The sequence below is a fragment of the Anaerozeibacter quisquiliarum genome (assembly GCF_051162045.1).
GTDB lineage: Bacteria > Bacillota > Clostridia > Christensenellales > Aristaeellaceae > Anaerozeibacter > Anaerozeibacter quisquiliarum.
Window position 1 is genome coordinate 1 of record NZ_JBISDI010000045.1, and the last position, 23,165, is coordinate 23,165.

The 23,165-nt window shown below is 60.9% G+C and carries 21 protein-coding genes; 11 read left to right on the plus strand and 10 right to left on the minus strand.

Annotated elements, in window-relative coordinates:
- Positions 1 to 287: 287 nt before the first annotated feature.
- The 11 genes from ACH6CV_RS15730 (at position 288) to ACH6CV_RS15780 (ending at position 10,827) form a co-directional block, all read left to right on the plus strand.
- Positions 288 to 1,025 (plus strand): GntR family transcriptional regulator, encoded by a 738-nt coding sequence (locus ACH6CV_RS15730; protein WP_456359166.1) that lies wholly within the window; start codon positions 288 to 290, stop codon positions 1,023 to 1,025.
- Between the two features lie 50 nt (positions 1,026 to 1,075).
- Entirely contained in the window at positions 1,076 to 2,233 is a 1,158-nt protein-coding gene (locus ACH6CV_RS15735; protein WP_456359167.1) for a BMP family lipoprotein, read from the plus strand.
- A gap of 111 nt (positions 2,234 to 2,344) precedes the next feature.
- Positions 2,345 to 3,889, plus strand: coding sequence for an ABC transporter ATP-binding protein (locus ACH6CV_RS15740; protein ID WP_456359168.1), 1,545 nt, complete (start codon positions 2,345 to 2,347; stop codon positions 3,887 to 3,889).
- The gene (locus ACH6CV_RS15745) at positions 3,886 to 4,959 is read left to right on the plus strand and encodes an ABC transporter permease (protein ID WP_456359169.1); all 1,074 of its coding nucleotides are present in this window, start codon (positions 3,886 to 3,888) and stop codon (positions 4,957 to 4,959) included. The genes ACH6CV_RS15740 and ACH6CV_RS15745 overlap by 4 nt, the downstream gene beginning before the upstream one ends.
- A complete protein-coding gene (locus ACH6CV_RS15750) occupies positions 4,960 to 5,865 on the plus strand; it encodes an ABC transporter permease (RefSeq protein WP_456359170.1) in 906 nt (301 codons plus the stop codon). It abuts the gene before it with no gap.
- 10 nt (positions 5,866 to 5,875) lie between these two features.
- A complete protein-coding gene (locus ACH6CV_RS15755) occupies positions 5,876 to 6,430 on the plus strand; it encodes a cysteine hydrolase family protein (protein ID WP_456359171.1) in 555 nt (184 codons plus the stop codon).
- 5 nt (positions 6,431 to 6,435) lie between these two features.
- Positions 6,436 to 7,389, plus strand: a complete 954-nt coding sequence (locus ACH6CV_RS15760; RefSeq protein WP_456359172.1) for a carbohydrate kinase family protein — start codon at positions 6,436 to 6,438, stop codon at positions 7,387 to 7,389.
- 1 nt (position 7,390) lies between these two features.
- Positions 7,391 to 8,146, plus strand: a complete 756-nt coding sequence (locus ACH6CV_RS15765) for a nucleoside phosphorylase (protein WP_456359173.1) — start codon at positions 7,391 to 7,393, stop codon at positions 8,144 to 8,146.
- A 1-nt stretch (position 8,147) separates the two neighbouring features.
- On the plus strand, positions 8,148 to 8,948 hold the full coding sequence (locus ACH6CV_RS15770) for a BtpA/SgcQ family protein (RefSeq protein ID WP_456359174.1): 801 nt from the start codon (positions 8,148 to 8,150) through the stop codon (positions 8,946 to 8,948).
- Positions 8,949 to 8,953: 5 nt separating this feature from the next.
- Positions 8,954 to 10,114, plus strand: a complete 1,161-nt coding sequence (locus ACH6CV_RS15775; RefSeq protein WP_456359175.1) for an iron-containing alcohol dehydrogenase — start codon at positions 8,954 to 8,956, stop codon at positions 10,112 to 10,114.
- Positions 10,111 to 10,827: a tryptophan synthase subunit alpha gene (locus ACH6CV_RS15780; protein ID WP_456359176.1), complete on the plus strand. Its 717-nt coding sequence runs from the start codon at positions 10,111 to 10,113 to the stop codon at positions 10,825 to 10,827. The genes ACH6CV_RS15775 and ACH6CV_RS15780 overlap by 4 nt, the downstream gene beginning before the upstream one ends.
- Positions 10,828 to 10,968: 141 nt before the next feature.
- Here the strand turns inward: ACH6CV_RS15780 and ACH6CV_RS15785 are convergent, their stop codons facing one another.
- The 10 genes from ACH6CV_RS15785 to ACH6CV_RS15830 all read right to left on the minus strand — a co-directional run bounded on the left by ACH6CV_RS15785 (position 10,969) and on the right by ACH6CV_RS15830 (position 23,081).
- A complete protein-coding gene (locus ACH6CV_RS15785) occupies positions 10,969 to 11,628 on the minus strand; it encodes an RraA family protein (protein WP_456359177.1) in 660 nt (219 codons plus the stop codon).
- Positions 11,629 to 11,845: 217 nt separating this feature from the next.
- Positions 11,846 to 12,646: an SDR family NAD(P)-dependent oxidoreductase gene (locus ACH6CV_RS15790; RefSeq protein WP_456359178.1), complete on the minus strand. Its 801-nt coding sequence runs from the start codon at positions 12,644 to 12,646 to the stop codon at positions 11,846 to 11,848.
- The gene (locus ACH6CV_RS15795; protein WP_456359179.1) at positions 12,639 to 13,799 is read right to left on the minus strand and encodes a M24 family metallopeptidase; all 1,161 of its coding nucleotides are present in this window, start codon (positions 13,797 to 13,799) and stop codon (positions 12,639 to 12,641) included. The genes ACH6CV_RS15790 and ACH6CV_RS15795 overlap by 8 nt, the downstream gene beginning before the upstream one ends.
- Before the next feature lie 4 nt (positions 13,800 to 13,803).
- Positions 13,804 to 14,892: a mannonate dehydratase gene (locus ACH6CV_RS15800; RefSeq protein WP_456359180.1), complete on the minus strand. Its 1,089-nt coding sequence runs from the start codon at positions 14,890 to 14,892 to the stop codon at positions 13,804 to 13,806.
- 28 nt (positions 14,893 to 14,920) lie between these two features.
- Positions 14,921 to 17,398, minus strand: a complete 2,478-nt coding sequence (locus tag ACH6CV_RS15805) for a glycoside hydrolase family 38 N-terminal domain-containing protein (protein WP_456359181.1) — start codon at positions 17,396 to 17,398, stop codon at positions 14,921 to 14,923.
- A 12-nt stretch (positions 17,399 to 17,410) separates the two neighbouring features.
- Complete coding sequence (locus ACH6CV_RS15810) at positions 17,411 to 18,247, minus strand: carbohydrate ABC transporter permease (RefSeq protein WP_456359182.1); 837 nt, start codon at positions 18,245 to 18,247, stop codon at positions 17,411 to 17,413.
- Positions 18,237 to 19,148, minus strand: coding sequence for a carbohydrate ABC transporter permease (locus tag ACH6CV_RS15815; RefSeq protein ID WP_456359183.1), 912 nt, complete (start codon positions 19,146 to 19,148; stop codon positions 18,237 to 18,239). The genes ACH6CV_RS15810 and ACH6CV_RS15815 overlap by 11 nt, the downstream gene beginning before the upstream one ends.
- 80 nt (positions 19,149 to 19,228) lie before the next feature.
- The gene (locus ACH6CV_RS15820) at positions 19,229 to 20,488 is read right to left on the minus strand and encodes an ABC transporter substrate-binding protein (protein ID WP_456359184.1); all 1,260 of its coding nucleotides are present in this window, start codon (positions 20,486 to 20,488) and stop codon (positions 19,229 to 19,231) included.
- A gap of 352 nt (positions 20,489 to 20,840) precedes the next feature.
- Entirely contained in the window at positions 20,841 to 21,731 is an 891-nt protein-coding gene (locus tag ACH6CV_RS15825) for an AraC family transcriptional regulator (RefSeq protein WP_456359185.1), read from the minus strand.
- Between the two features lie 441 nt (positions 21,732 to 22,172).
- On the minus strand, positions 22,173 to 23,081 hold the full coding sequence (locus tag ACH6CV_RS15830; RefSeq protein WP_456359186.1) for a LysR substrate-binding domain-containing protein: 909 nt from the start codon (positions 23,079 to 23,081) through the stop codon (positions 22,173 to 22,175).
- Between the last annotated feature and the right edge of the window lie 84 nt (positions 23,082 to 23,165).

The following is a 23,165-nucleotide window of genomic DNA, read 5'->3' on the forward strand; positions in this document are numbered from 1 at the left end:
AAATAGGCCGCGGGCCTTCTGATACCAATCGAAATCATGAACGCGTTCATCCGGCAGTTTCCCCCCTGCCGCGCCGCGCGGTACCGGCAGGCGCAGGGGGAATGAAAGCGGCGCCCGCCCGCGAAGACCCGATCCGCGGCGAAGGGCGTCGGCCGCCGAGAGTCCGATGTTGTCATAATGGGCACTACAAAATATATGCAAAATTCACAATTGACAATCGGCAAATGTGAGAGATATAATACGGTCAGTGGACATGACATCATGACGAGTTAAACTGTTCCGAAGAGGTGTGGGACTTGATAGACCTTCAGTTGCCCAAGTATTATACGGTCAAGCGGGCGATTATCCAACACATCGATGACGAGGTATACAAGATCGGCGAGATGATTCCCAGTGAGCGCGAGTTGATGCAGGCTTTCGAGGTGAGCCGCATCACGATCCGAAAAGCGGTCGATGAACTGGAGAGAGAGGGGTACCTTTACCGCGTACAGGGGAAGGGCACGTTTGTCAAGGGCGACCAAAACAGTCAGAACCTGATTTCTTTGACCAGCTGCACGCAAGACATCGAACGCCTGGGCATGAAGCCCAGCCGCCGTGTACTGGGGAGCGCCGTGATCCCCTCGGACAAAAAGCGGCAGCACGCGCTGAACCTGAATGAGGGCGAGCCGGTATTCCGACTGGAGCGCGTGATCTACGCCGACGACGAGCCGATCAACCTGACCACGACCTACCTTCCATACCGCTACTTCGAGGGGATCGAAAAATTCGACTTCGCAAAAGAATCGCTGTACAGCGTGCTGGAAAAGCGCTACGGCATCACCTTCAAGCGCGCGATTCGGCGCGTGGAGGCGGTCATCGCCCACGACGAGGTGTCGGAACTCCTGGGGATGGAGGAGGGCGTGCCGCTGCTGCTGTTCCAGTGCACCACCTATGGGGACATCGGCGGGCGGGAATGCCCGATTGAAACCTTCAAGTGCTACTACAGAAGCGACAAGTTCAGCTTCTACATCAACCAAATACGCTAGGGCGGGCGCTCTATTCGTAGAAATAATAACCGACAAGGAGAATGGAGAACATGAAGAACTTCACCCGGGCTATGGTTTCCGCTCTGGTCATGGTGCTCATCCTGTCGTTTTCGATGACAGGGGCGGCGCAGGCTGCTTCTCCGGCGCGCATCGCCATCGTCTGCTCCGCCGCGGGCCAAAACGACACCGGCTACAACAAGTCCGCCTGCGACAGCGTCAAGCAACTTTCAACCGACCTGGGCATCGAGTACAAGATCGTCGAGCCGGCCAACGGCGTCGCCGCGGCGCTGGAGACCCTGGCCGAGGACGGCTACAACCTGATCTTCAACCTCGAATACGACTTCGACGCGCTGGTGAAGGGCGTGGGCGGCGCGGACGCGATCGCGGCCCAGTACCCGGACACCTGGTTCGTGGTGTTCAACGCCGACCCCAACCGCAACGAGGACGGCACGGTCATGCACAAGAACGTGATCTCGGTGCTGTTTGATGTGCACGAGGGCTCCTACCTGTCCGGCTACGCCTATGTGTACATGAACGAGAACCAGAAGGAACTGTTTGGCGACGGCTACAACATGACGGCGCCGGACGCGGCCCGCGCGGTGGGCTTTGTGGGCGGCACCAACTCGGACGGCATCCTGGTCTTCTCCTACGGCTTCATGCAGGGCATGGAGCGCGCCTGCACCGAGCTTGACGCGAAGTACGACTACTACGCCAAGTATGACGCCGGCTTTGGCGACCCGGCGCTGGGCGCGACGGTCGCGGGCACGATGTTTGACAACGGCGCCAACGCGGTCTTCGCCGTCGCAGGCGTGGTGGGCGACGGCATCGCCAGCAAGGCCAGGGAAGTGGGCAAGCTGGCCATTGAAGTGGACGGCAACCTTGACGCGCAGCAGCCCGGTCACATCATCACCAGCGTTCTCAAGAACACCGGCACTCCGGTTGCCACGATCACCAAGGCCTATGTGGACGGTTCCATCGGCGCCATGGAAAACCTGCAGAGCTACAACATCGCCTCCGGCGGCACCGGCATCACCGACATGAGCGAGATCTCAAAGTACGTCAAGGACGCCGGCGTGTTTGGTGAGATCAAGGCCAAGGTGGCCGCGGTTCAGGACGAAATCGCTGCCGGTACGCAGAAGATCGTCAACCGCCAGATCGGCGAGGAATTTGATCCCGTCACGGCCTGTCCGCACCTCACGATCAAGTAATCCCGGTACCCCGCCCCGCGGATCCCACGCTTCTGCCGCTCGCATTGTCAGCCACTGGCAGTGCGGGCGGCAATTCCATCGAAGGCCAAGCCGGAAGGGGAATGATGGGCCTTGAGCAAGATCCGAACCATCGACCTGACCAAGCGATTCGGGGACTTTACCGCCAATGACAGGATCAGCCTGTCGGTGGAAGCCGAGGAGATCAAGTGCATCGTGGGCGAAAACGGCGCGGGCAAAAGTACGCTGATGAACATGCTTTACGGCGCGCTTCAGCCCACCAGCGGCTCGATCCTGATTGACGAACGCGAAGTCCGCTTTAAGAGCCCGGAGGACGCCATGCGCGCAGGCCTCGGCATGGTGCACCAGCATTTCAAGCTCGTGCCCAGCCTCACCGTGTATGAAAACATACTGCTCGGCGCCGAGGTGCTGAGGAGTTTTCGCGGCAGAAAACTGCCGTTTATAGACCGCGCGCAGGAAATTGAGCGCGCGCGGCAGCTCATTGAGCGCTACCAATTCCAGCTCGACCCCACTGAGAAGGTGGAGAACCTGTCGGTGGGCCTGCGCCAGCAGATCGAGATCCTGAAGATGCTCTACCGGAACGTGGACATCCTCATCCTGGACGAACCCACCGCGGTGCTGACTCCGCAGGAGACGGATCGGCTGATGCAGAACCTGAAGCGGCTTCGCGCCGACCACAAGACCATCATCGTCATCACGCACAAGCTCCGGGAGGTCATGCAGCTTTCGGACAGCACCACCGTGATTAAGCAGGGCAGGGTGGTGGGCAGCGTAAAGACGAGCGAGACCAGCGAGCAAGCGCTGGCGCAGATGATGGTAGGGCGGGACGTGGTGCTCACCGTCAAAAACGAGGGCGGCGCAAAGCCTGCATGCGAGCCGCGCTATGAAGTAAAGGACATTGAGACCGTAAACGACGACGGAAAAAGCGTCGTGTGCGGCGTCAGCTTTCAGGTGAGCGCCGGGGAAATCCTGGGCATCGCGGGCGTCGAGGGCAACGGCCAGAGCGAGCTGGTGAAGGTGCTGACCGGGGTTATGAAAGCCACCGACGGCAGCGTCCGGCTGTGCGGCGAGGATGTCACCAACGCCTGGCCCGACCGGCTGCGCGAAAAGGGCATCGGCATCATCCCGGAGGACCGCTACGGCCAGGGGCTGTGCCGCGCCATGACGCTGTCCCAGAACTGCGCCGCCGGGTACACAAAGAAGGTCAGCCGGTTTGGGCTTTTGCGCGCCCGCGCCATGAACCGGCAGAGGAACGCCTACATCGACAAGTACGACATTCGCGTGGGCGACCGAGGGGGCGATGTGTCGCAGATGTCGGGCGGGAACGCGCAAAAGGTCATCATCGCACGCGAGTTTGAAAATGGCCCGAAGCTCATCATTGCCTGCCAGCCCACGCGCGGCGTGGACATCGGCTCCATCGAGTTCATCCACAGCCGGCTGCTCGAATACCGCGACGCGGGCAACAGCGTACTGCTCATTTCCAGCGAGTTGAGCGAGATCATGAGCCTGTCGGACCGGGTGATCGTGATGTACAAGGGCTCGGTCATCGGTTCGATCGACCCGAAGACCGCCTCGACCGAAGAGATCGGACTGCTGATGGCCGGGACAAAGCCTCGGGAAGGGGGGCAGAGCGCGTGAAGAGAATGGCGCCCGTCGCGCTTCGTTTCGCCAACTCCATCGTACCGGTGCTGCTGGCGTTTTTGATCGGCGGCTTCATCATCGCCGCCATCGGCGAGGACCCGCTGAAGACCTATCAAATCATGCTCCAAAAGTCGCTGTTCACGCCCAAGGGGTTCTTCAACACGCTGCATTACGCCTCCCCGCTGGTGCTGACCGGGCTGGCAATCGCCATCACGTTCAAGGCGAACATCTTTAACATGGGCGTTCAGGGCCAGCTGATGTTCGGCGGCTTCTTCGCGGGGCTGGCGGGCGCGTTTATGAGCGGCGTGGATCCGGTCGTACATAAGATCCTATGCTTGCTGGCGGGCGCAGGCTGCGGCATGCTGTTTGCGATGGTGCCGGCGCTGCTCCGCGCGTACTTCAAGGTGGACGAGATGGTCGTAACCCTGACGTTCAACTACGCGATGGCCAAGGTGCTTGAGTTTTTGGCGGTAGGCCCCTTTCGCGAGCAGGGCTCGGGGTATGTGTGCACGCCCACGATTTTGGACAGCGCGATGTTCACCCGGCTCGCCAACGCGCGCCTCACCGGGTTCTGTTATGTGGCGCTGGCGATCTTTCTGATCGTGTGGATCCTGATGAAAAAGAGCGTGCTCGGCTATGAGATAACGGCGATCGGCAAGAACCCCGAATTCGCCGAAGCCACAGGCATGCACGTGCGCGGGAAGATCCTGACGCTGATGGCAATCAGCGGCGCGCTGTCCGGCATCGCGGGCGCGGGCTACATGATGAGCGAGGAATTCAAGTACACGCTCGGGTTTTCCGGCACGCCGGGGCTTGGCTGGGACGGTATGCTGATCGCACTGCTCGGGCGGCACGACCCGCTGGGTATTTTGCTCGCCTCGGTGTTCTACAGCGCGCTCAAGACCGGTTCGGACAACATCAACATGTACACGAGCGTGCCAAAAGAAGTTGTCGCGGTCATCCAGGCGCTGATGATCCTGTTTTTGTCGGTGCGGTTCCTGAACGAGCGGTTCTCGCTCGCGTCAAGGATTCGCACCCGAAAACCGGCCCCTGAGGAGGTGCGCTAGATGAACATGCTGGGCGGTATCCTCAACGACTCCATATACCATACCGCGCCGATCCTCCTATGCGTGCTGGGCGGCATCTTCGCCTACAAGGCGAACGTGCTCAACATCGCCCTCGAGGGCATCATGCTCACGGGCGCCTTCGTCTCGGTGCTGATCGCTTACTTCACCCACAGCCTGGCGCTGGCCTACCTGGGCACGATCGGCGCGTGCATGCTGGTGGGGCTGCTGTTCTCGCTGATGAGCGTGAAGCTGTCGGGCAACGTAATCATCGTGGGCCTGGCGATCAACATGCTGGTACCCGCGATCGCGGCGTTCGTGCTGCAATACATGCGCTCCGCCAACATCAACCTCCAGTGGCTGAACCTGACTGACCTGAAAATTACCATCCCGCTGGTCAAAGACATCCCCCTGATCGGGCGGCTTTTGAGCGGGCACCCGCCGATCACCTATCTGGCGTTCCTGGGGATCCTGGCGGCGGCGATCGTAATGTACAAGACGCGCTTTGGCGTGTATGTGCGCGTGGTCGGCGAGAACGAGGACGCGGCGGTGAACCTGGGGCTGCGAACCCGCATGTACAAGCATGCCGCCATCCTGATCGGCGCGTTCTGCTGTGCGCTGGCGGGCGTGAACCTGTCATTGGAGCGGCTGGGGCTATTCACCAACAACATGACCGCAGGGCGCGGCTTCATCGCCATCGCCGCAATCTACTGCGGCCGGGGCGACCCGGTGCGCTGCTCGCTGTACGCGATTGTGTTCGGCGTGGCCCGCGCGCTCGCGGTGAACCTGGGGCTCTTTGCCGGGCCGACCGCGGCACTGTTCGACGTGGTTCCCTACGTCGTGATGGCGGTGGTGCTCACGTTGGTGTCGGCCATCAAACAGCGCAACTCGATGTTGCGCGGATTCTGAGGTGATGAAGATGGCGAAAAGCGCCCTGATCGTGGTGGACATGGTGCGGGATTTCACCGATCCGGACGGGCTGGTGTTCTACCCGGAGAACCGCGTGATCCTGCCGCGTGTCCGGGAAGTGGTGCAATACTGCCGGGGGAAGGGCTTTGTGATCGTGTTCATGCAGCACTGCTACCGCAAGGACAAACCCGACAAGAACCTGGTCAACATGCGGCCCAACTGCATCGAAGGCTCCGGCGGCGAGGACATCGATCCGATGCTGGCGGTTCAGCCCTCCGATTACGTGATCCAAAAGCGCCGCTACAGCGCGTTCTTCGGCACAGACCTGGATCTGGTGCTCCGGGAAAACGGCGTCCGGGAAGTGTTCGTCGTGGGTACCAAGACCAACTGCTGCATCCGCGCCACCGTGACCGACGCCTATCACCTGGACTACGAGCCGGTCGTCCTCAGCGACTGCGTCGCCACCAATGACCCCGTGGTCAACCAGGTGCACCTGACGGACATCCAAAAATACCTCGGGCGCGTGATGAGCTCCCGGGAGTTCTTCGAGCGCGGAGGATCGTAAGACGCATGATGAAGCGCGTTTTGACCAGCGGATACATCAGCCTCGATCACATCGTCAAGATCAAGTCGCCCGCGCGGGTGGGCTTCACCTCAATCATCGAGAACAGGACCTGCGCCGACATCCAGTTCGGCGGATGCTCGGTGAACATCGCCTACGCGCTTGCACGACTCGGCGTGCCCGCCACGCCCATCCTGCGCGTGGGTTCGGACTACGAGTCCGCCGGGCTGCGCGCCTTCCTGGAGGCGGGCGGGGTGGACACCACGGCGGTCACGTTCGTGCCCGAGGAGCGCACATCGCGGTGCTACCTGGTGCAGGACAACCAGGGCCAGCACATCACGCTGTACTATCCCGGCTCCATGGCCGGCATCTACGCAAAGCCGCTGCCCGATTCGCATTTCGCGGGCGTGGCGCTGGGGGTCATGACCGTGGGCGCGCGCTGCGACAACGAGGAGTTCCTCCTTAAGTGCAAGGTGCACGGCGTCCCGCTGGTGTTCGGCATGAAGGGGGACATGGAGGCGTTCCCGAGGGACTTCCTCATGGAGCTTCTGCGCTGCTGCCGCATCATCTTCACCAACGAGTGCGAGCGCGAGTCGATCGAGGCCGCGCTGGGCCGCGGGATCACCGGCCTTCTCGGGCGCGGCGGAGCGGAAATCGTCGTGACGACGTTGGGCGCGGAAGGCAGCCTCGTCTACTGGAAGGATGGCGGCGCCCTGAAGGAGGCGCGCGTCCCAATCTACCGGCGCGCGAACGTCGTGGATACCACCGGTTCGGGCGACGGCTACATCTCGGGGTTTTTGTACGGCTACCTGGGCGGCAAAAATCCGGAGGAGTGCGGGCGGCTGGGCTCGGTGCTCTCCAGCTTCATCATCGAACAGGAGGGCTGCTGCACCGGCGCGCCGGACGAAGCGGCGCTACTGGCGCGGTATGAAATCTACAGGGCAGATTGCGGAGGGAACTGACATGAAGACACTGTACATGGGCGGCACCGGCGAGACCATCGCCAAATACGTGCTGTTTTCCGGCGATCCCTGGCGCGTAAACCTCGTGAAAAAATACCTGGATAACCCCGTGGACGTGGCGTTCAAGCGCGAGTTCAACACCGTAACCGGTTATTACAAGGGCGTGCCCGTCACGGTGACCTCCACGGGCATCGGCGCGCCGTCGGCCGCCATCGCGATGGAGGAGATGTACGAATGCGGCATGGAGATCGCCGTCCGCATGGGTACGGCGATGGCATTGGACGACGGCATGCTCGGGCAGTTCATCATCCCCATCGCTTCAATGCGGCGTGAAGGCACCAGCGCCAGCTACGCGGATCCTTCCTATCCGGCGGTCGCGGACGTGCAGCTTGTGAACGTGCTGAACACCGTGGCCGCGGAATTCGGCAGGCGTTATGACAACGGCGTCAGCTGCACGATGGACGGGTTTTACACGCGGATGCACGATTCGCGCTTTTCCAAAGAATGCGGCATCGACATGCAGAAAACGTTTGATGAGCTCAAGAAACTGCGCGTCTGCGGCATCGACATGGAGAGTTCCTGTATGATGACCATCGGGCGGCTGATGGGCGTCAGGACCGCGGTCATCACGATCGCGACGGTGCTGGAGAATCTCACGCAGGCGCTAGAGGGCGAAGCGCGCGCGGAGGCGGAGGACCTGTTGTGCCGCGCCGCGCTGGAGGGCATCAGCAGGTTTGCAAGCAAAGGAGGAAAATAGCATGGACATCAGGGAAACGCTGGGTGTGGGCAAGCGGTTCGTGATCGGCATGGTGCACTGCCTGCCGCTGCCGGGAACCGTGGGTTTTGGCGGCGACATCGGAAAGATCTACGCGCAGGCCGTTCAGGATGCGCGAACGCTCGAGGATTGCGGCGTGGACGCCGTGATCGTTGAGAACATGGGGGACGGCCCCTTTGGCGTCAAGCTCGACAAGGCGCAGGCGTCGGCGCTGGCGGTCGCGACCGCCAAGGTCCGGGACGCGGTGACAATCCCCGTCGGGGTGGACGCGGCGTTCAACGACTATGAGGCTTCCCTGGGCATCGCGCTGGCGGCGCACTGCCAGTTCGTGCGAATTCCGGTGTTTGTGGACACGGTGGAATTCTATGGCGGGCTGATAGCGCCCTGCGCGCGCGAGTGCATGACGCTGAGGAAGAACCTGGGGGCGGAGCATATCATGGTGCTGGCGGACATCCAGGTCAAGCATACCAACATGCTGCTGGCGCATGTGCCAATCGAGAAGTCCGCCAAGGACGCCGAGGGTTGCTTCGCCGACGCCATCATCGTCACCGGATCGGCCATCGGGCAGGAGACGCCCATTGAAATGATCGAGCGTGTGAAGAAGGCCGTAAAAATCCCGGTCATCGCGGGCAGCGGCGTGAACGCAAAGAACATCGGGCACCAGCTTGATATTGCCGACGGTGCGATCATCGGATCGAGCCTCAAGGTCGGAGGGGTGCTCTCAAACCCCATCTCCCGGGAGCTTGTGGACGAAGTGCTTTCGGCGCTGAGAGGACAGGAGTGACGCGCATGATGAGACCGATGAAGCTTGCGGGCGACAAGCTGATGTTTGGGCGGGGCTGCCTAAAGTTTCTGAACCAGCTGGATGTTCGCCGAGCGATGATCGTCACCGGCGGCAGCAGCATGGAGCGTAGCGGCATCCTGCAAAAGGTAAGGGACTATCTGGCGGAGGCCGGGGCCCAGACCGATGTATTCGCCGGCGTTGAGCCCGACCCGTCGTTTGAAACGGTGCTCAGGGGCGCGGCCCGGTTCCGCTCGTTCGGGCCCGACCTGATCGTTGCGCTGGGCGGCGGATCGGCGATGGACGCGGCCAAGATGATGTGGGTGTACTACGAACATCCGGAGCTCGAGACCTTGCGGCAAGTCCTGCCGCCCAACCCCTTCCCCAAATTGCGCGGCAAGGCGAAGCTGTGCTGCATCCCCTCGACGTCCGGTTCGGCCAGCGAGGTTTCACGCTCAGTGGTCATCACCGAGGGCGGCGTCAAACACGGCATCGGCAACATGGAGATGATGCCCGACATCGCCATCCTCGACCCCGAGGTGACCGCCACCATGCCCAAGGGCATCACCGCGGAAACGGGCATGGACGCCATGGCCCATGCGCTGGAGGCCTATGTGTCCACCCGCGCCAACTACCTGTCCGACGTGCTGGCGCTGCAAGCTGCCCGAGACATCGCCGAGTACCTGCCGGTGGCCTATGAAAACGGCGCGGATCTTGATGCGCGCGAGGGCATGCTCAACGCCTCGATGCTCGCGGGTCTCGCGTTCACCAATGTGTCGCTGGGCATCGTGCACTCCGTCGCGCATACAATCGGCAGCTTTTTCCACGTGCCGCACGGGCTGGCAGACGCCGTTGCCTTGCCGTATGTGATCGAGTTTAACGCCCGGGACAAGCGCGCCGCCGCGCGCTACCGTCAGGCCGCCCATGCCATTGGCGCCGAGGATCTGGCGGCGGCGATCCGCGCGCTCAACGCGGCGCTCTCGATCCCGGTGTCTTTAAGCGCCCTGGTGCCGGACGCCGAAGCTTTCCGAGCGAGGATGCCCGAAATGGTTCGCCTGGCATTGGCCGACGGCTGCACGAAGACCAATCCGGTCATCCCCGGCGAACCGGAAATGGCGGACCTGATCGGCCGGATCTACAACGGACACGCCGGAGGAAATGCCGAATGAAGCTGATCTGCTATCTGTCCAACGGCTACCCCAGCATCGAGGGATGCCTGGAGCTGGCCCAGACCTACGTCGAAGCCGGATGCGATGTGATCGAGATCGATTTCCCGGCGAAGAATCCCTTCCTTGAAAACGAGTTCATCCAAAACCGAATGGCGCAGGCTTTGGAGCGGTGCGCCGACCCCGACGCCTATATGGACGGCCTCGCAAGGCTGAATGCGCTTGTACCCGGAACCAGCTTCATCCTTGTGGTGTACGAGGCCACGCTCAAGGAGATCGGCTACGAGCGCTTGCGCGACTTCCTGCTCGATAACGGCTTTCTCGACATCATCTATGTGGGGCTGGAGAGCGGCGAGATCAAGCAGCGCTTGATCCGGGACGGCATCCGCGTCAGCTGCTACGTGCAGTACGATGTGCCGGAGGATGAAGTCGAGCACGCCAGGCAGTCCAACGGCTTCGTCTATCTTCAGGCGCGGCCGACCACCGGACGCGTCAACGAAAAGTACCCGCTGCTTTCGGATCTGATCGCCCACCTGCGCGCCGAGGGCATAGACCGCCCGATCTACTGCGGCGTGGGCATCCATCAACCGGAAGACGCGCGGATGGCCAGGCAAGCCGGAGCCGACGCGGTGTTCGTGGGCAGCACCATCCTGAAGCTGTACGACGACAAGCAGGCCCTCATCCGGAAAATTCATGAATTCAAGGCGGAGTGCTGACAGCGGGAGACGCGCATGGGCCGCAGCGTCATGCCAGTGGGATACCGGCCGCTGCGAAGCGGCGGGAAACCGACAGGTGCGCTTGACAATGCGTGTGGCCATGCCCCGGCGCCGCCCGAGCTTTCATGATTGAAAACCCGATTACAGAATCCCGAAGGCTTCAAACGCCCTGGTCGCCGTCATACCGCCTTCGATCGCGGCGCGTACCCTTTTTTCACCGCGCGCCTTTTCCAGCGCCTTTTCCACTACGGGCCCAATGCATGCCTTCGGTATGACCAAAACGCCGTCCACATCGCCGAAAACCAGGTCGCCCGGTTCCACCTTCACACCCTCGATCTCGATGGGGCAGCGGTAGCGCACCACCTGTGTGCGCACCGAGGAATCCTGCGCGTAGCATCCGCGCGAAAAAACGGGCCAACCCTGGCTGAGCACCTGCGGCGTATCCCGGTGCCAGCCGTCAATCACCGCGCCAGCCGCGCCCCGCACCCGCGCGGTAGCGGTCAGCAGTTCTCCCCAATAGGCGCATCGCATCAGCCCGCCGGTAGCGATGTATACCTCGTTGGGCTGCAAATCATCCAGCGCCTGGGTCAGAAGCCCAAAGGGCTTTTCCTGCGGTCCAAACACATCGATCATCAACACCGGCATGGCAAAACCGGCCACCTTCATTCCGGGCTGCAGCGGGTGCACCGCCTGGGGAAGAAACTGATGATACATGCCCATCTGATCCATAATATCGCCCACCACCGGCGTGTACAGCTCCCGACGTATCTGCGCGAGAATTTGTTCATCCAGCGTTGCCATGGTCATCCTCCTCCAATATAATCGCGCGCAGGACGGTGGTTTTCACCTCGCCCGCGTCTATCGACAAGCTTCTGCCGTTGGCCAGCGCGCCCGTGAGCCCGTTTGCCAAATCGCCGGTCCACGGTTCCAGCGCCAGGCTATGGGTGCGCCCGTATCACGGGCAGCCCTTCGCGCCGCCGCGTACCGGTCGCGTCCAAAGGCGAGGAAACATCGCCGCTTATTCGGCATTCACCGCTTCGATCAGACACTGCCCACCCTCCCCAATGGCGTAACGCGGCAGGTTTTGGGAATAGCCGCCGTCCACAACCAGCGACGCGCCGGTCATATACCGCGAGGCGGGCGAGGCCAGAAACAGCGCCGGCCCCGCGACATCCTCCACCTTGCCGGTACGTCCCAGCGGTATCCAGCGAGAAAAGGGCATGGAATGGGTCGTTTCACGATTCATGTCCGTCTCAATCGCTCCGGGAACGAGGTTGTTGACACGGATATTCCACTTCGCCAGTTCCAGCGACGCCACCTTCGTAAACATGGCCAGCGAGGCTTTCGCCATGCAATAGGAGGAGTTGCCGCTGATGGCGATGTCCTGATGGATGCTGGTCACGTTCACGATACTCGCATCCCCGCTGCGGCGCAGAGGTTCCAGCAAGTCCCGCACCAGGAGATAGGGGGAACGGGCGTTGACGTTGTAGATATCGTCCAGATAGGCCTCGTCCGCCTGATCGATGCGCAGGTACGTTTCAAAACCGGCATTGTTGAACAGTATATCCAATTTGGGCAGACTCTGGCAGAGCGATTGGGCCATCGCGCGGCGCTCCGCTTCATTTTTGAGGTTCGCGCACACCGCCTTGAAGCCGTATTTCCGGGCCAGTTCCCTTGTGTTCTGTTCACGCGTGCCGTGTATGGTCACGTCCGCGCCGGCGTCGCGAAGGGCCAGCGCGATGGCCAGACCGATCCCACGCGTGCTCCCCGTCACCAGCGCCGTCCTGTTTGCCACGCTGAAGCGGCTGTCGTCAGTCATGGAGTTCTCCCTTCAGACCGCCGCGGCCGATCGAGATCCGCTCGCAGCCACGCTCCGTAATCCAATAGTTGTCTTCGATGCGCATGCCGCCGAACGACGGGCTGTAAACGCCCGGCTCCAGCGTGATGACCATGCCGCGCTGCAGAACATCGTCGCTATAAGGGGTCAACCGCGGCAGATACTCGTGGTAACGGTAACCCACTCCATGCCCCAGCGCATGCGGGAAGTGTTCCAACAGGCCCTCCGCGCGCAGGACCTGCGCGGCGGCGGCATACACATCCCTCGCAAGCACGTCGGGTCTGGCCGCGCTTTGGGCGGCCTGGCAGGCGCGCGACAGCGCCGTATACATCCGGCGCTGCGCCGCGGTAGGCTCGCCCACCACGCCGGTGCGGGTGATGTCCGCCCAATAGCCGTCCACGCATACGGCCAACTCCAGCAGCACCAGCTCGCCCCCGGCCAGCCGTTTCCCGGTGGACTGATTGTACCGTCCCGCCGCCGCGCCGTTTGCCCCGCTTTGTACCTGCGCCCACGCCCGTGAAAAACGCTTCTGTCCCGCAAAGCACGCCACGGCGCGCTCCGCCTCGCACTGCACCTCCAGCTCGCTCACGCCCGGTTTCAGGCAGGCATAGAACGCCTCCACGCCAAGCGCCGCCGCCTCATGCGTGGCAAAGAGCATAGGCCGCTCGTCGGGCTCTTTGCGCGCGAGCAGACCGCGCAGCATGCCGGTCAAATCCAGCGGCTCGCCTGTGCCAAGCGAGGCCAACCGTTCGGGCCAATCGTCCGGCAGGACAGGCGTTTCGGCGGCGACGCCGCTCAAGGCGGCGTCGCCGTGCATGGCCCATGCGACGGGCTTTTCGCGCCGGCGGGACAGGTTCGCCGCGATGGCGTCAAAGAGCAAATCCCACGGCGAACAGGGCATCATCCCCGCCGGATAAGCCGTAACGCGGACGTCCGCAACCGGGGGTACGGCGGGCTCGCCGTCGGGCATGTAGATCGCCGCCTCGCCCTGCGCGGGCACCACGGCGACGGATTTGCCCCAGAATGGGTGGTAACCCCACAGCGCCACCAGTTCCTCGGGCCGCCAGAGGATCGCGGCTCCGGCGCCCAGTTCCCCAAGCCTTGCGCGCAGACACTTCAGTTTGTCGTCTCTCATAAGCTCACGCATCCTTTTGGGGCCGATCCGCCCGGCGGTCAAGGCCTTGGAGCGCGGCGCGCATGTAGCCCAACGCGTAGGCCATGCCCGCGTACCAAGGCGCGCCGCAGGTGATCTGGGGGGTGTGATCCGGCATGACGACTCCGTCGAAGCGGCAATCATCCAGCAGCGTCAGCGCCCTGAGCATGTCGATGTCCCCATCATCCACAAACACTTCGGTGTAGCGGGGCACTTGCCCCTTGACGTTCCGAAAGTGCACATAGGCGATTTTATGCTGCCCGCCGTATTGTCGGATGGCCTCGTAAATGTCACAGCCCGCCATCTCCTGAAGGCTGCCCATGCAAAACTCCAGCATGTTGGAGGGGCTGGGCCTCATGTCGAGCACCCGTTGGTACAATTCCGGCCGGTATACAAGCCGGGGGGTGCTCCGCAGGGTCGGCATCGGCGGGTCGTCCGGATGCAGGGCCATTTTGACACCCGCGCGCTCCGCCACGGGCAGAATGCGCTCCAGAAACCACGAAAGCCGCTCCCATAGCTCCGCGCTGTCGATAAAGTCAATCGTTTCTTTCGGCGCGCGGCGGTCGTAGGTCATGTTCCAGATTTCCCCCTTGGGGATGGGCGCGTCCAGCGCGATGCGATTCGCGTCAAAGCATGTGGCCACGGCTCCGCCGCGCGCCTCCGGGGCTTTGTAGTGCCCCCACACGCCCGCGAGGCTGAAATTGTATCCGAAACATGGAATGCCGACCTTGCCGACAGTTTCGATGATGCGCTCCAGCTTTTCCATCTGGGCATCCCTGCGGGGGCCGTTGAGCAGCACGTCATACCAGTCGGCCGGGCTGAAATTTTCGATGGCGGCAATGCGCAGGTGATGTGCCTGCGCCTGGCGGATCAGGCAGTGAAGGCTGTCTTCGCGCCAGATCGGGTCGTCGCCCGCGGTGTCTCCATAATTGCGGGTCTCGTCCGTGGCGGTAACGATCTCCTTCGCGTAGTATTCCGCCAGATGGATGACGATATCGGTACACCCGCACTGTTCGGCAAAGGCGAAATGTTCCTCGTTGAGCATATGGCGGTACAGGCCCAGGCCCAGCTTCATATCCGATCCCTCCATCCCGATTTGCGCCTTAACGCCCCAGAACCAGCGTACGGATGTCTCCGTAGCGCAGTTTGGCGTCCTGCACCGCCGGATTGCCCAGCATATCGCATACGGTTTGCCTCAGCGGCCGGCCGTTCAGGGCAAAGGCGAGTCTCTCGGGCGCCTGGCGCACGGAGTACGCCCGCGCGGTGCAGCCGTCCTGATCCGCCGCCAGCACGGAGAGGATGCCTCCCTGCGCGGTGAGCAGCGTGCCCGTGGCGCTCATGGCGCCGATGTCCTGATCGCTCTTCTCCATGCTCAGGAAGGGGTGGCTCAGTTCCAGCGCCCGGCGGTAATACAGGTCGTTTACGGTCACATCGTCATGGACGAACGAGGTGCCTTCAAACGCGAAGGTCTGGTGGCCGTGGTTGTCCATCATCACATCGACGTCGCCGCAGCTGACCACGTCGCGAATGAGTACCAGCTCAAAATCGTTGCCCGGGCGCAGCGCGAAGGAGGAATGGTTCGTCCCGAAACTGACGCCGCCCGCCTTGCCCTGCACGGCAAACCAGCCCTGCACCTCGCGGTATTCGCGGAACAGCTCCATGGAGATTTCATCGCTCGGATTGGTCGGCTCGGAGCCGGGCATGTAGTTGCCAAAGCGCTGTATGCCGTAGGGCACGCCGTAGTACAGCCCGTCCAGCGCGGGGTTCAGCCCGAAGGAAAGTCTGAGCTGGCTTTGTTCGCAGCCCGGCCAGTACACCTCCGGCACGATCGAAAACGCCTTTCGCCCCGAGCTGAGCCGCAGGGTTACGCAAACCTTTGAATTGCAGACCTCGCCGGTCCAGCGCAGCCATGCGCACAAACTGTCCTGCCCGAACTTAACCGCAAGCGGCTTGCCGAGCGTGGTATCCAGCAGCGTTTTTTGATGGTTCAGTTCATGCACGTCGTTGGAGGGGTCGGCATACAGGCTAAACACCCCCAGCGGCGTTTCGCCCAGCAGGTTCAGCCCGCTTTCCCTGTCCACAAGCCGGACAAGGCCGCCCTCCGCCTTGCCGTATACGGCGGTGTAATAGCGGTTTTGCAGGGTAACGTCGCGATCGGTTTCCCAAATGCCATCCTCTGTCTGGGCCGGCGCGGGCCGTTCCTCAATGCGGAAGTGCCCGTAGGCGAGCGCGTCCAACTCCGGTTCAAAATAGCAGCCCCGGGCGTCGCGTGCGATGGGGTATACGGCGCCGTCCGCGCCGATGGCCGCATCAAATACGCCCGCCTCGCCGCTTAGGTTTACACGGCCCACGCGTTTCCAGTTGAGCGTGTTCAGCGCCACGACGCCGGCGCCGACGTCAATTGCGCCGCACAGTTTGTGCATGCCGTGAGCCGTCAGGCGCTCCGCGACATCCAGCGCTACCTTTTTATACACCATGCGGTCGAACGCGGAAGCGGCGCCATCGATGCCGCCGTAGTTGTGATCCTGCGTTACCAGCTGCAGCCTCCACGCGAAATCCAGCCACTCCCGCGCGTTCTGGGGGCGAACTTTCGCGTCGTAATAGTCTCGAAGCATGTGCGGACGCTCCAAAAGGCAGAAGGGATGCGGCATTGTGAATTGATCCGCGCATATGCCGTTGAGCGAGAGCAGCGCCAGCAGCTTTTCCGCATCGGTGAGCGCCGCGCTCAGACGCTTGTCCTGCTGAAAGGAGGTCACATTGGTTGCCGAACCGTACGTGCCCCATTTGCATGGGCACTCGCCGCTATAGGTGGGCAGGTTGTCCTCGGGCATGGCGCGAAGCGTTTCCTCGACGCCCGCGAAGCGGAATTCACGCGCTTTGTCGCGGCGGTTGAATTCGGCCAGAATGTCGGCGCTCTTTTCACGCGGGTGGCCGGGGCGTTGGAATGTGCCATAGGGCCCAAGATCGCCCGCCGAAAAGCTGATGAGCGGCGCGTCGCTTTGGGTGGCCCGCTCCACGGCGTCGAGGCGATCGTAAAGCCGGTCATAATCATAATACGAATAGTGGATGGGATAATTGTAGGCGATCATCCACTCCCCATTGGGCGCGGCCCAACGGAAGCGCGCGCCGTCGCAGTATCCGCGCGCAAACGTATAGTACCTGACCCCCGCCTGACGGTAAATCTGCGGCGTCTGCTCCGCAAGTCCCGGCAGATCCGGATGGGCGACGATGCCGCTGTCCATCCCCGTAAGGGCCTTGAGCACCCGCTTGCCATATAGCACATTGCGCACCAGCGATTCTCCGTCGTGATGGTTTTCCAACCTGTCGGTGTAGCACGCGCCCACCTCCAACTGGCCGCGCCGCATCAGGTTCCGCACGTCCTGAAGCCGTTCGGGGCGGCGATCCAGGTAGTATTCCAAAAAGCGCACCGTCTCCACAAAAAAGTACTTCCCGGCGTCGGCCAGCAGATCCACGACGGCGTCTTCAATGATCTGCGCGCCCATGTCCATGCAGCGGTCCATCCGTGCCATCCAAAACAGATCCAGATGCGCCGACTGTGTGCAGTTAACGATTCTCTTCATGGTCGATGCTCCTTATCCTTTTATTCCGCCGGCCAGATTGTCAGTCAGCTTCTTACGGAAAAGCACAAACAGCGTTACAACCGGAATGGTCGAAATCACGGAGGCGGCCATGATGCCGCCCCAATCGGCTCCATGGGCCGAAACAAACTTCTTCATGGCCATGGAAACGGTGCGCGCCGAGTCCTTGCTCACAAAGGACATGGCGATGAAATACTCCTGCCAGATGCTGATGAACACAAACACCGCGGAGGTAATGATGCCCGGGATGGCCAGCGGGAACACGATGCGCAGCATCGCCTGCAGGGGGCCGCAGCCGTCGATGAGGGCGGCCTCTTCCAGCGAATCGGGCACATCCTGCACATAGCCGATCAGCAGGATCGTCGCCATGGGATAGGCGGTGGCCAGGTAGGTAATCAACAGGCTGTAGATCGTCTTGAGCAGCCGAAGCCGGCTCATCACCAGATACAGGGGCACGATGTAGGCGACCACGGGAATGAACTGCGTAAGCATGACCAGCGAATGCATGAAGTGCCGGCCGCGGAAAGCCCGCCTGGAAAAAGCGTACCCTCCCAGCAGGCCGATGGGTATGGTGATGAGCACCGTGCCCAGCGTGATGACGGCGCTGTTGCCCAGGCTCGTCCATAGACCGATCTTCGTGAACGCGTCCACATAATGGGCCGAGGTGAATGTCTTCTGGAGCACGGAAATCGTGACGCGCTGAATCTCGTCCGTCTCCCGAAAGGAGCAGGATACGATCCAGTAGATGGGAAACACCGTAAAGAGAAGCACCAGGATAAACAGGGCATACCGCAACGCGAGCCCGGGTTTGGAGGCCCTTTTATAGCACATGGCGCTTCTCCCTCCCGCCGGACACGGCCCTTGATAACAGCGCCGGCAGCGCATTGAGTACCAGCACCACCGTGACCAGAATCAGCAGTATCAGCATCGCGTAGGTGGACGCCATGGAATAGTCAAAGAACTGAAACGCGGCCTTCTGCATCAATACGGACACCACCTGCGTCGCTTTGGCGGGCCCGCCGTTGGTCATGACGCTGATGATGCCAAATGCGTTGAACGTCCAGATAAAGCACAGCGTGCCGACGGACAAAAGCACCGGGCGGATATGGGGCAACTCGATATGGAAAAACAACTGGCGGCGGTTTACACCGTCCAATACGCCCGCCTCCACCTGTTCGGTGGGAAGCGTACGCAGTTTGGCGAGCGTCGTGAGTGCCACCAACGGGAACGAACGCCACACGTTGGCCGACACGCACGCGAGCATCGCCGATGTGGCATGAGCGAAGATGTCGTACTTTTCAGGGATAATCGACAGGGACAGGAGCATTTTATAATAGATACCGCTTTTGTAATTCAACAGCAGTTTCCAGGTATACCCGGTGACGGCCTCGGGCAGCACCCACGGCAGCAGCAGCACGAGTTCCAAGAGAAAAACGCCTTTGATCTGCCTGCTGTTCATCAGCATGGCGGCCAGCGTGCCCAGCAGTACCATGTATACGAGGTTGAGCGACACCCATAAAAGCGTAGTGAGCAGCGTCTGGATAAACTCCTTGCTGGAAACGGCCTCGACATAGTTGGCAAAGCCCACATAACTGAAATCAGGATTGGCGAGCTTGTAGTTGGTAAAGCCGTAGGCCACGTTGCGCAGGAAGGGGTAGAACATCAATACGCAAAGCAGCGCAATGCCCGGCACCACCAACGCGTAGGGCAACAGTTTCTGCGTCCTGTTCAACGGCAATCCTCCGTTCCTGTCCGGGGTAAGGAAAGGACGGACAGCTGTGCGGCTGACCGCCCTTTCCGACGGATTGTAGGTCAGTTATTCTCGTCCAACAAGGCCTGCACGGCGGGCTGCGCCTGAGCGACGACCTGATCCACGGTGAGGTTTCCCACGCACATCTCGTTCCAATAGCCGGTGAAGGCGGCCACGACTTCGCCCAGATTGGCGACGGGCTTCTGCGGCAGGTTGGAGGAGGCAAGCTGCTCCATGAACACCTTGTACTTGTCGTCGGCGAACATGCCGGCCTTGTACGCGCTCTCGATGGTGGGCAGACCCGTGGATCCGATCAGGGACATGCACTCCGGGTCGTTGATGAGGAAGTTAAGGAAAGCGAACGCCAGCTCGGGATTCTTGGTGCCGGAGCCAATGCCCAGCTGGAAGCCGCCCGAGGTGGACACGGAACCGGCGGAGCCGGCGGGCACCTTGGTGAGCGTATAGCCGAAGGACAGCTGTGACAGATCCATGGCGTTATATTCCCACGGGCCGAAGGTGTACATGCCGATATTGCCTTCCCGGAAAGCGGAACGCGCGTCGTTATTGGTGGTGCAGTCTTCGGGCATGTACTTGATAAGTTCGCTGATAAACGTCAGGTACCGGCGCATTTCCGGCGTATCGATGGTCGCGGTGGCCTTGCCGTTTTCATCCACGGTGTACAGCTGCCCGCCGCAGGATTGCAGGAAGATGCCCGCCTCATACGTGGAGAAATAGTCGCCGTTGGTGCACATCTCATCCGTGAATACGTAATCGCCCTTGTTGGCCTCGGAGATTGCCTTGCCGGCCGACAGCATTTCATCCATCGTAGCGGGCACAGCCAGGTTGTACTTGGCGAACAGGTCGGTGTTCACCAGCATGATGCGGGTGTCGGTATCGATGGGCACGGTGTACGCCACATCGCCAAGCTTGCCCATGTCCTCCAGCTTGCCCATGATGATGGAATCGATGTCCGTGCCGTTGGCCTTCAACAGATCGTTGAGGGGCAGCAACAGGCCGCCCTTGATGAATGTGAGCGTATCCACGTGGTTGACGGTAATCAGGTCGAAATCGTCACCGGCCTGATGGGCAGCCATCACGTTCTGGTTGAGCGCGGTGTAATCCACAAAAGGCGTGACCTCCAGCTTCGCGTCGGGATACTTCGCCTGGAATCTGGCGGCGATCTGGTTCCAGATATCCACCGCGTCCTCATTGCTGGCCAGGGTGATCGTGCCCGAGAGCGCGCCCTCCGCGCTGGCCCCCGCGCCAATGCACATGCCAAGTACCAGCATCAATGCGAGCGCCAAGCCAAGAGCCTTCTTCATCGAACATACATCTTTTCTATATGTCATTTCTCAAGCGAACCCCCGCGGATCGTGCAGGCTGGCCGCTTGTTTGCTGTTTTGATTGTAATGAGTTCGAACCCTGAATTCATTCAAAAAAGTATCAAGTACGATATTTCATCCCCTCATGACCCGTGTCAAATGCCCTTCCCGCGTATTCTTTCATCTCGTTGCCAAGGGCCGGGCGCCGTCAAGTTTCCGCGCGCCGCCCGGCGGTTCGGTACCGCTCGGCGCGGCAGGGGGAAAGGCGCCGCCTGACGGATGTGCCCGTGGTTGAAATTGGCATCAACCAGCCGCTCGAAATGCGTCGCAATCGGAGTCGCCGCGCGCTTGGCTACTCCTCGACCATGTGAAATTCCGCCCTGCGGAAGTCCTGCGGCGCGTAGCCCGTGTATTGCTTGAATACGGACGTAAAGTAATTGCTGGAGCCAAAATCCAGCATAAAGGCGAGCTCCGTGATGCATATGTCGCTTTCCTTGAGCATCTTTTTCGCCAGATCGATCTTCAGCGAATTGACGTAGTGCAAAGGGGTAATGCCCATCTGCTCCTTGAACTTCGCCTTAAAGCGCGACTCGGACAACTGGCAGGCATCGGCTATGTCCACGACGCTGATGTGCACGCTCAGGTTTCGCTGAATGAAACCCAGCGCGTGCTTGATATCGGGGGTGATCGCGCGGTTGTCCGTGCCCTCGGGCTGCATGGAAAAGCTCTCCACGAGAAAGCTGATGAGCGAAGTATACCCCAGCAGCCTTTTCCCCTCGTCTTGCGCGCTGAGGCATTCCCAGGCGCGCTGCAACAAGCGTATACTCTGCGTGCTTACCTTGTGTACACGCATCTTGGTGTTGGCGATGCGCCGGTACAGGTCTGCGCCCATATCGCCCAATAAGCCAAGAAAATTCGCGCCGGGCTCCATGTCCAACTGAAACCAGATAAACTCGCAGGCGTTCTGCGGCAGGTCTCCGTTTCCGTGCACCTCCCTCGGGAAGGTCACGAACATATTGCCGCCTTGGAGCGCATAGAGCGATCCGTTGAGGAAATACTGCTGGTGCCCGTTGACCAGCACCACGATCTCCAGCGTTTTGTGATAGTGGGTTATGAGGGGATCCCATGCCTTGGTATGCTTGGCATGCCCGATCATATACAGCGATGGAATCCGCAGCAAACCGCTGGGCAGGCGTTTGTAGCCCTCCGTCCACACCTTGTCGTCATCCAAAAGGATTTGCATGGTTTCCTCCAGTTGCCCGCAACATCGGCATCGGAAACAGAACGAAATCTTCGGGACGCTAAAAACAAGCAATCTGATCGCGCCAGAATTCGACAGGCGGCGCGGCAACCGAAGGGCGGCGCCGGCAAGGTTTCAGCCCATCGGACGGCTTGTCACTCAGCCTACCACGCGCCACGAGCAAATGTCAAGCAAAACGCACATATCCTGCCTGAAATGCACAATTCTACCAGCCTTCGTCTGCCTGAACGGGGAGTTTCCGGCGCGGCTCGGAACTCGGCATCCAGGTAAGCGCTGATTAAAGCACGCGTGCGGTGGCGCGGGGAGTTTTCGTCGGATCGCGCTTTCAAAAGCCAAGGCATGGCGGTGCTGCATCGAAGGTTTTGCGGCGCGAGCGGGCGCAAAAACACCCGCCGGGCAGCGTCAGAATGGATCTGCGGCCACCTAAGGCTTCCTGTCATGGGCCCCATCGTAATGCTCTCTGAACTCGTGAAACCACGCCAGGTACTCCGGAGCGTGTTGGCTGTTTCTCAGGAAAACAAAATTGAATTCATGCTGAGCTTCTCCATCGGCGATGTTCAGCCGCTTCATGTCGCCTTGCTTCAGCTCCGTCCTGGCGGCGGCTTGGTACAGAAAGGTAATGCCCAACCCTCTTTTTACCAGTTGTTTGATCGCTTCCATATTTCCTATTTCAATGATCCTTGGGAAGCTGGTGATGGATAGGTTATGCTTTTGCAGCAGATGCTCGAAAATCTCGCGCGTTCCCGAACCCTGTTCCCGAACAATCAAGCTCTCCCGGGTGAGTTGCTGAAAGGATACCGGATGGTCCGCAAGAGGCGACTGCTCAGAGCATACCGCGACAAATGGCTCTATGGCAAACAATTCGGAATGATATGCCGCTTTGTCGAAAAGCCCTTCGATGAGCGCAAATTGAATTTCTCCGCGATCCAGTTTGTCCAGCAGATGCTGGGTGTTTTCCACCAGCATGGAAACCGGGGTGTCAGGCTTTTTCAGCAAAATCTGCTCCATGATGTCCGGCATAATGTATTGACCGATGCTGAGCGTCGCCCCAAACCGCAAGGGAGGGGCGGACAGGGCCTCCTTTCGCAGCATCTCAGCCAGCGTGTCCCGGTCGGCAGCGACCGTGGCGGCAAATTTGTACAGCAACTCCCCATGCGCTGTGAGGGTAAGCGTCTTGTCGGCATACGTAAACAGGCGGTTCCCGTAGTGAGCTTCGAGCGCCTTGATGTGCTGCGTCACCGCGGGCTGGGTCAAATGCAGCGCCTCGGCGGTCTTGGTATAGCTTCTGATCCGGCAAAGTGCCAGAAATGTTTCGTGCCTGAAATCCAGCATGGCGATCACTCCATAAACTCACGTGATGGAAACATAAATAATCATAATTTGATTTTATGCCTGTGCGCGGTTATAATCAAGCGT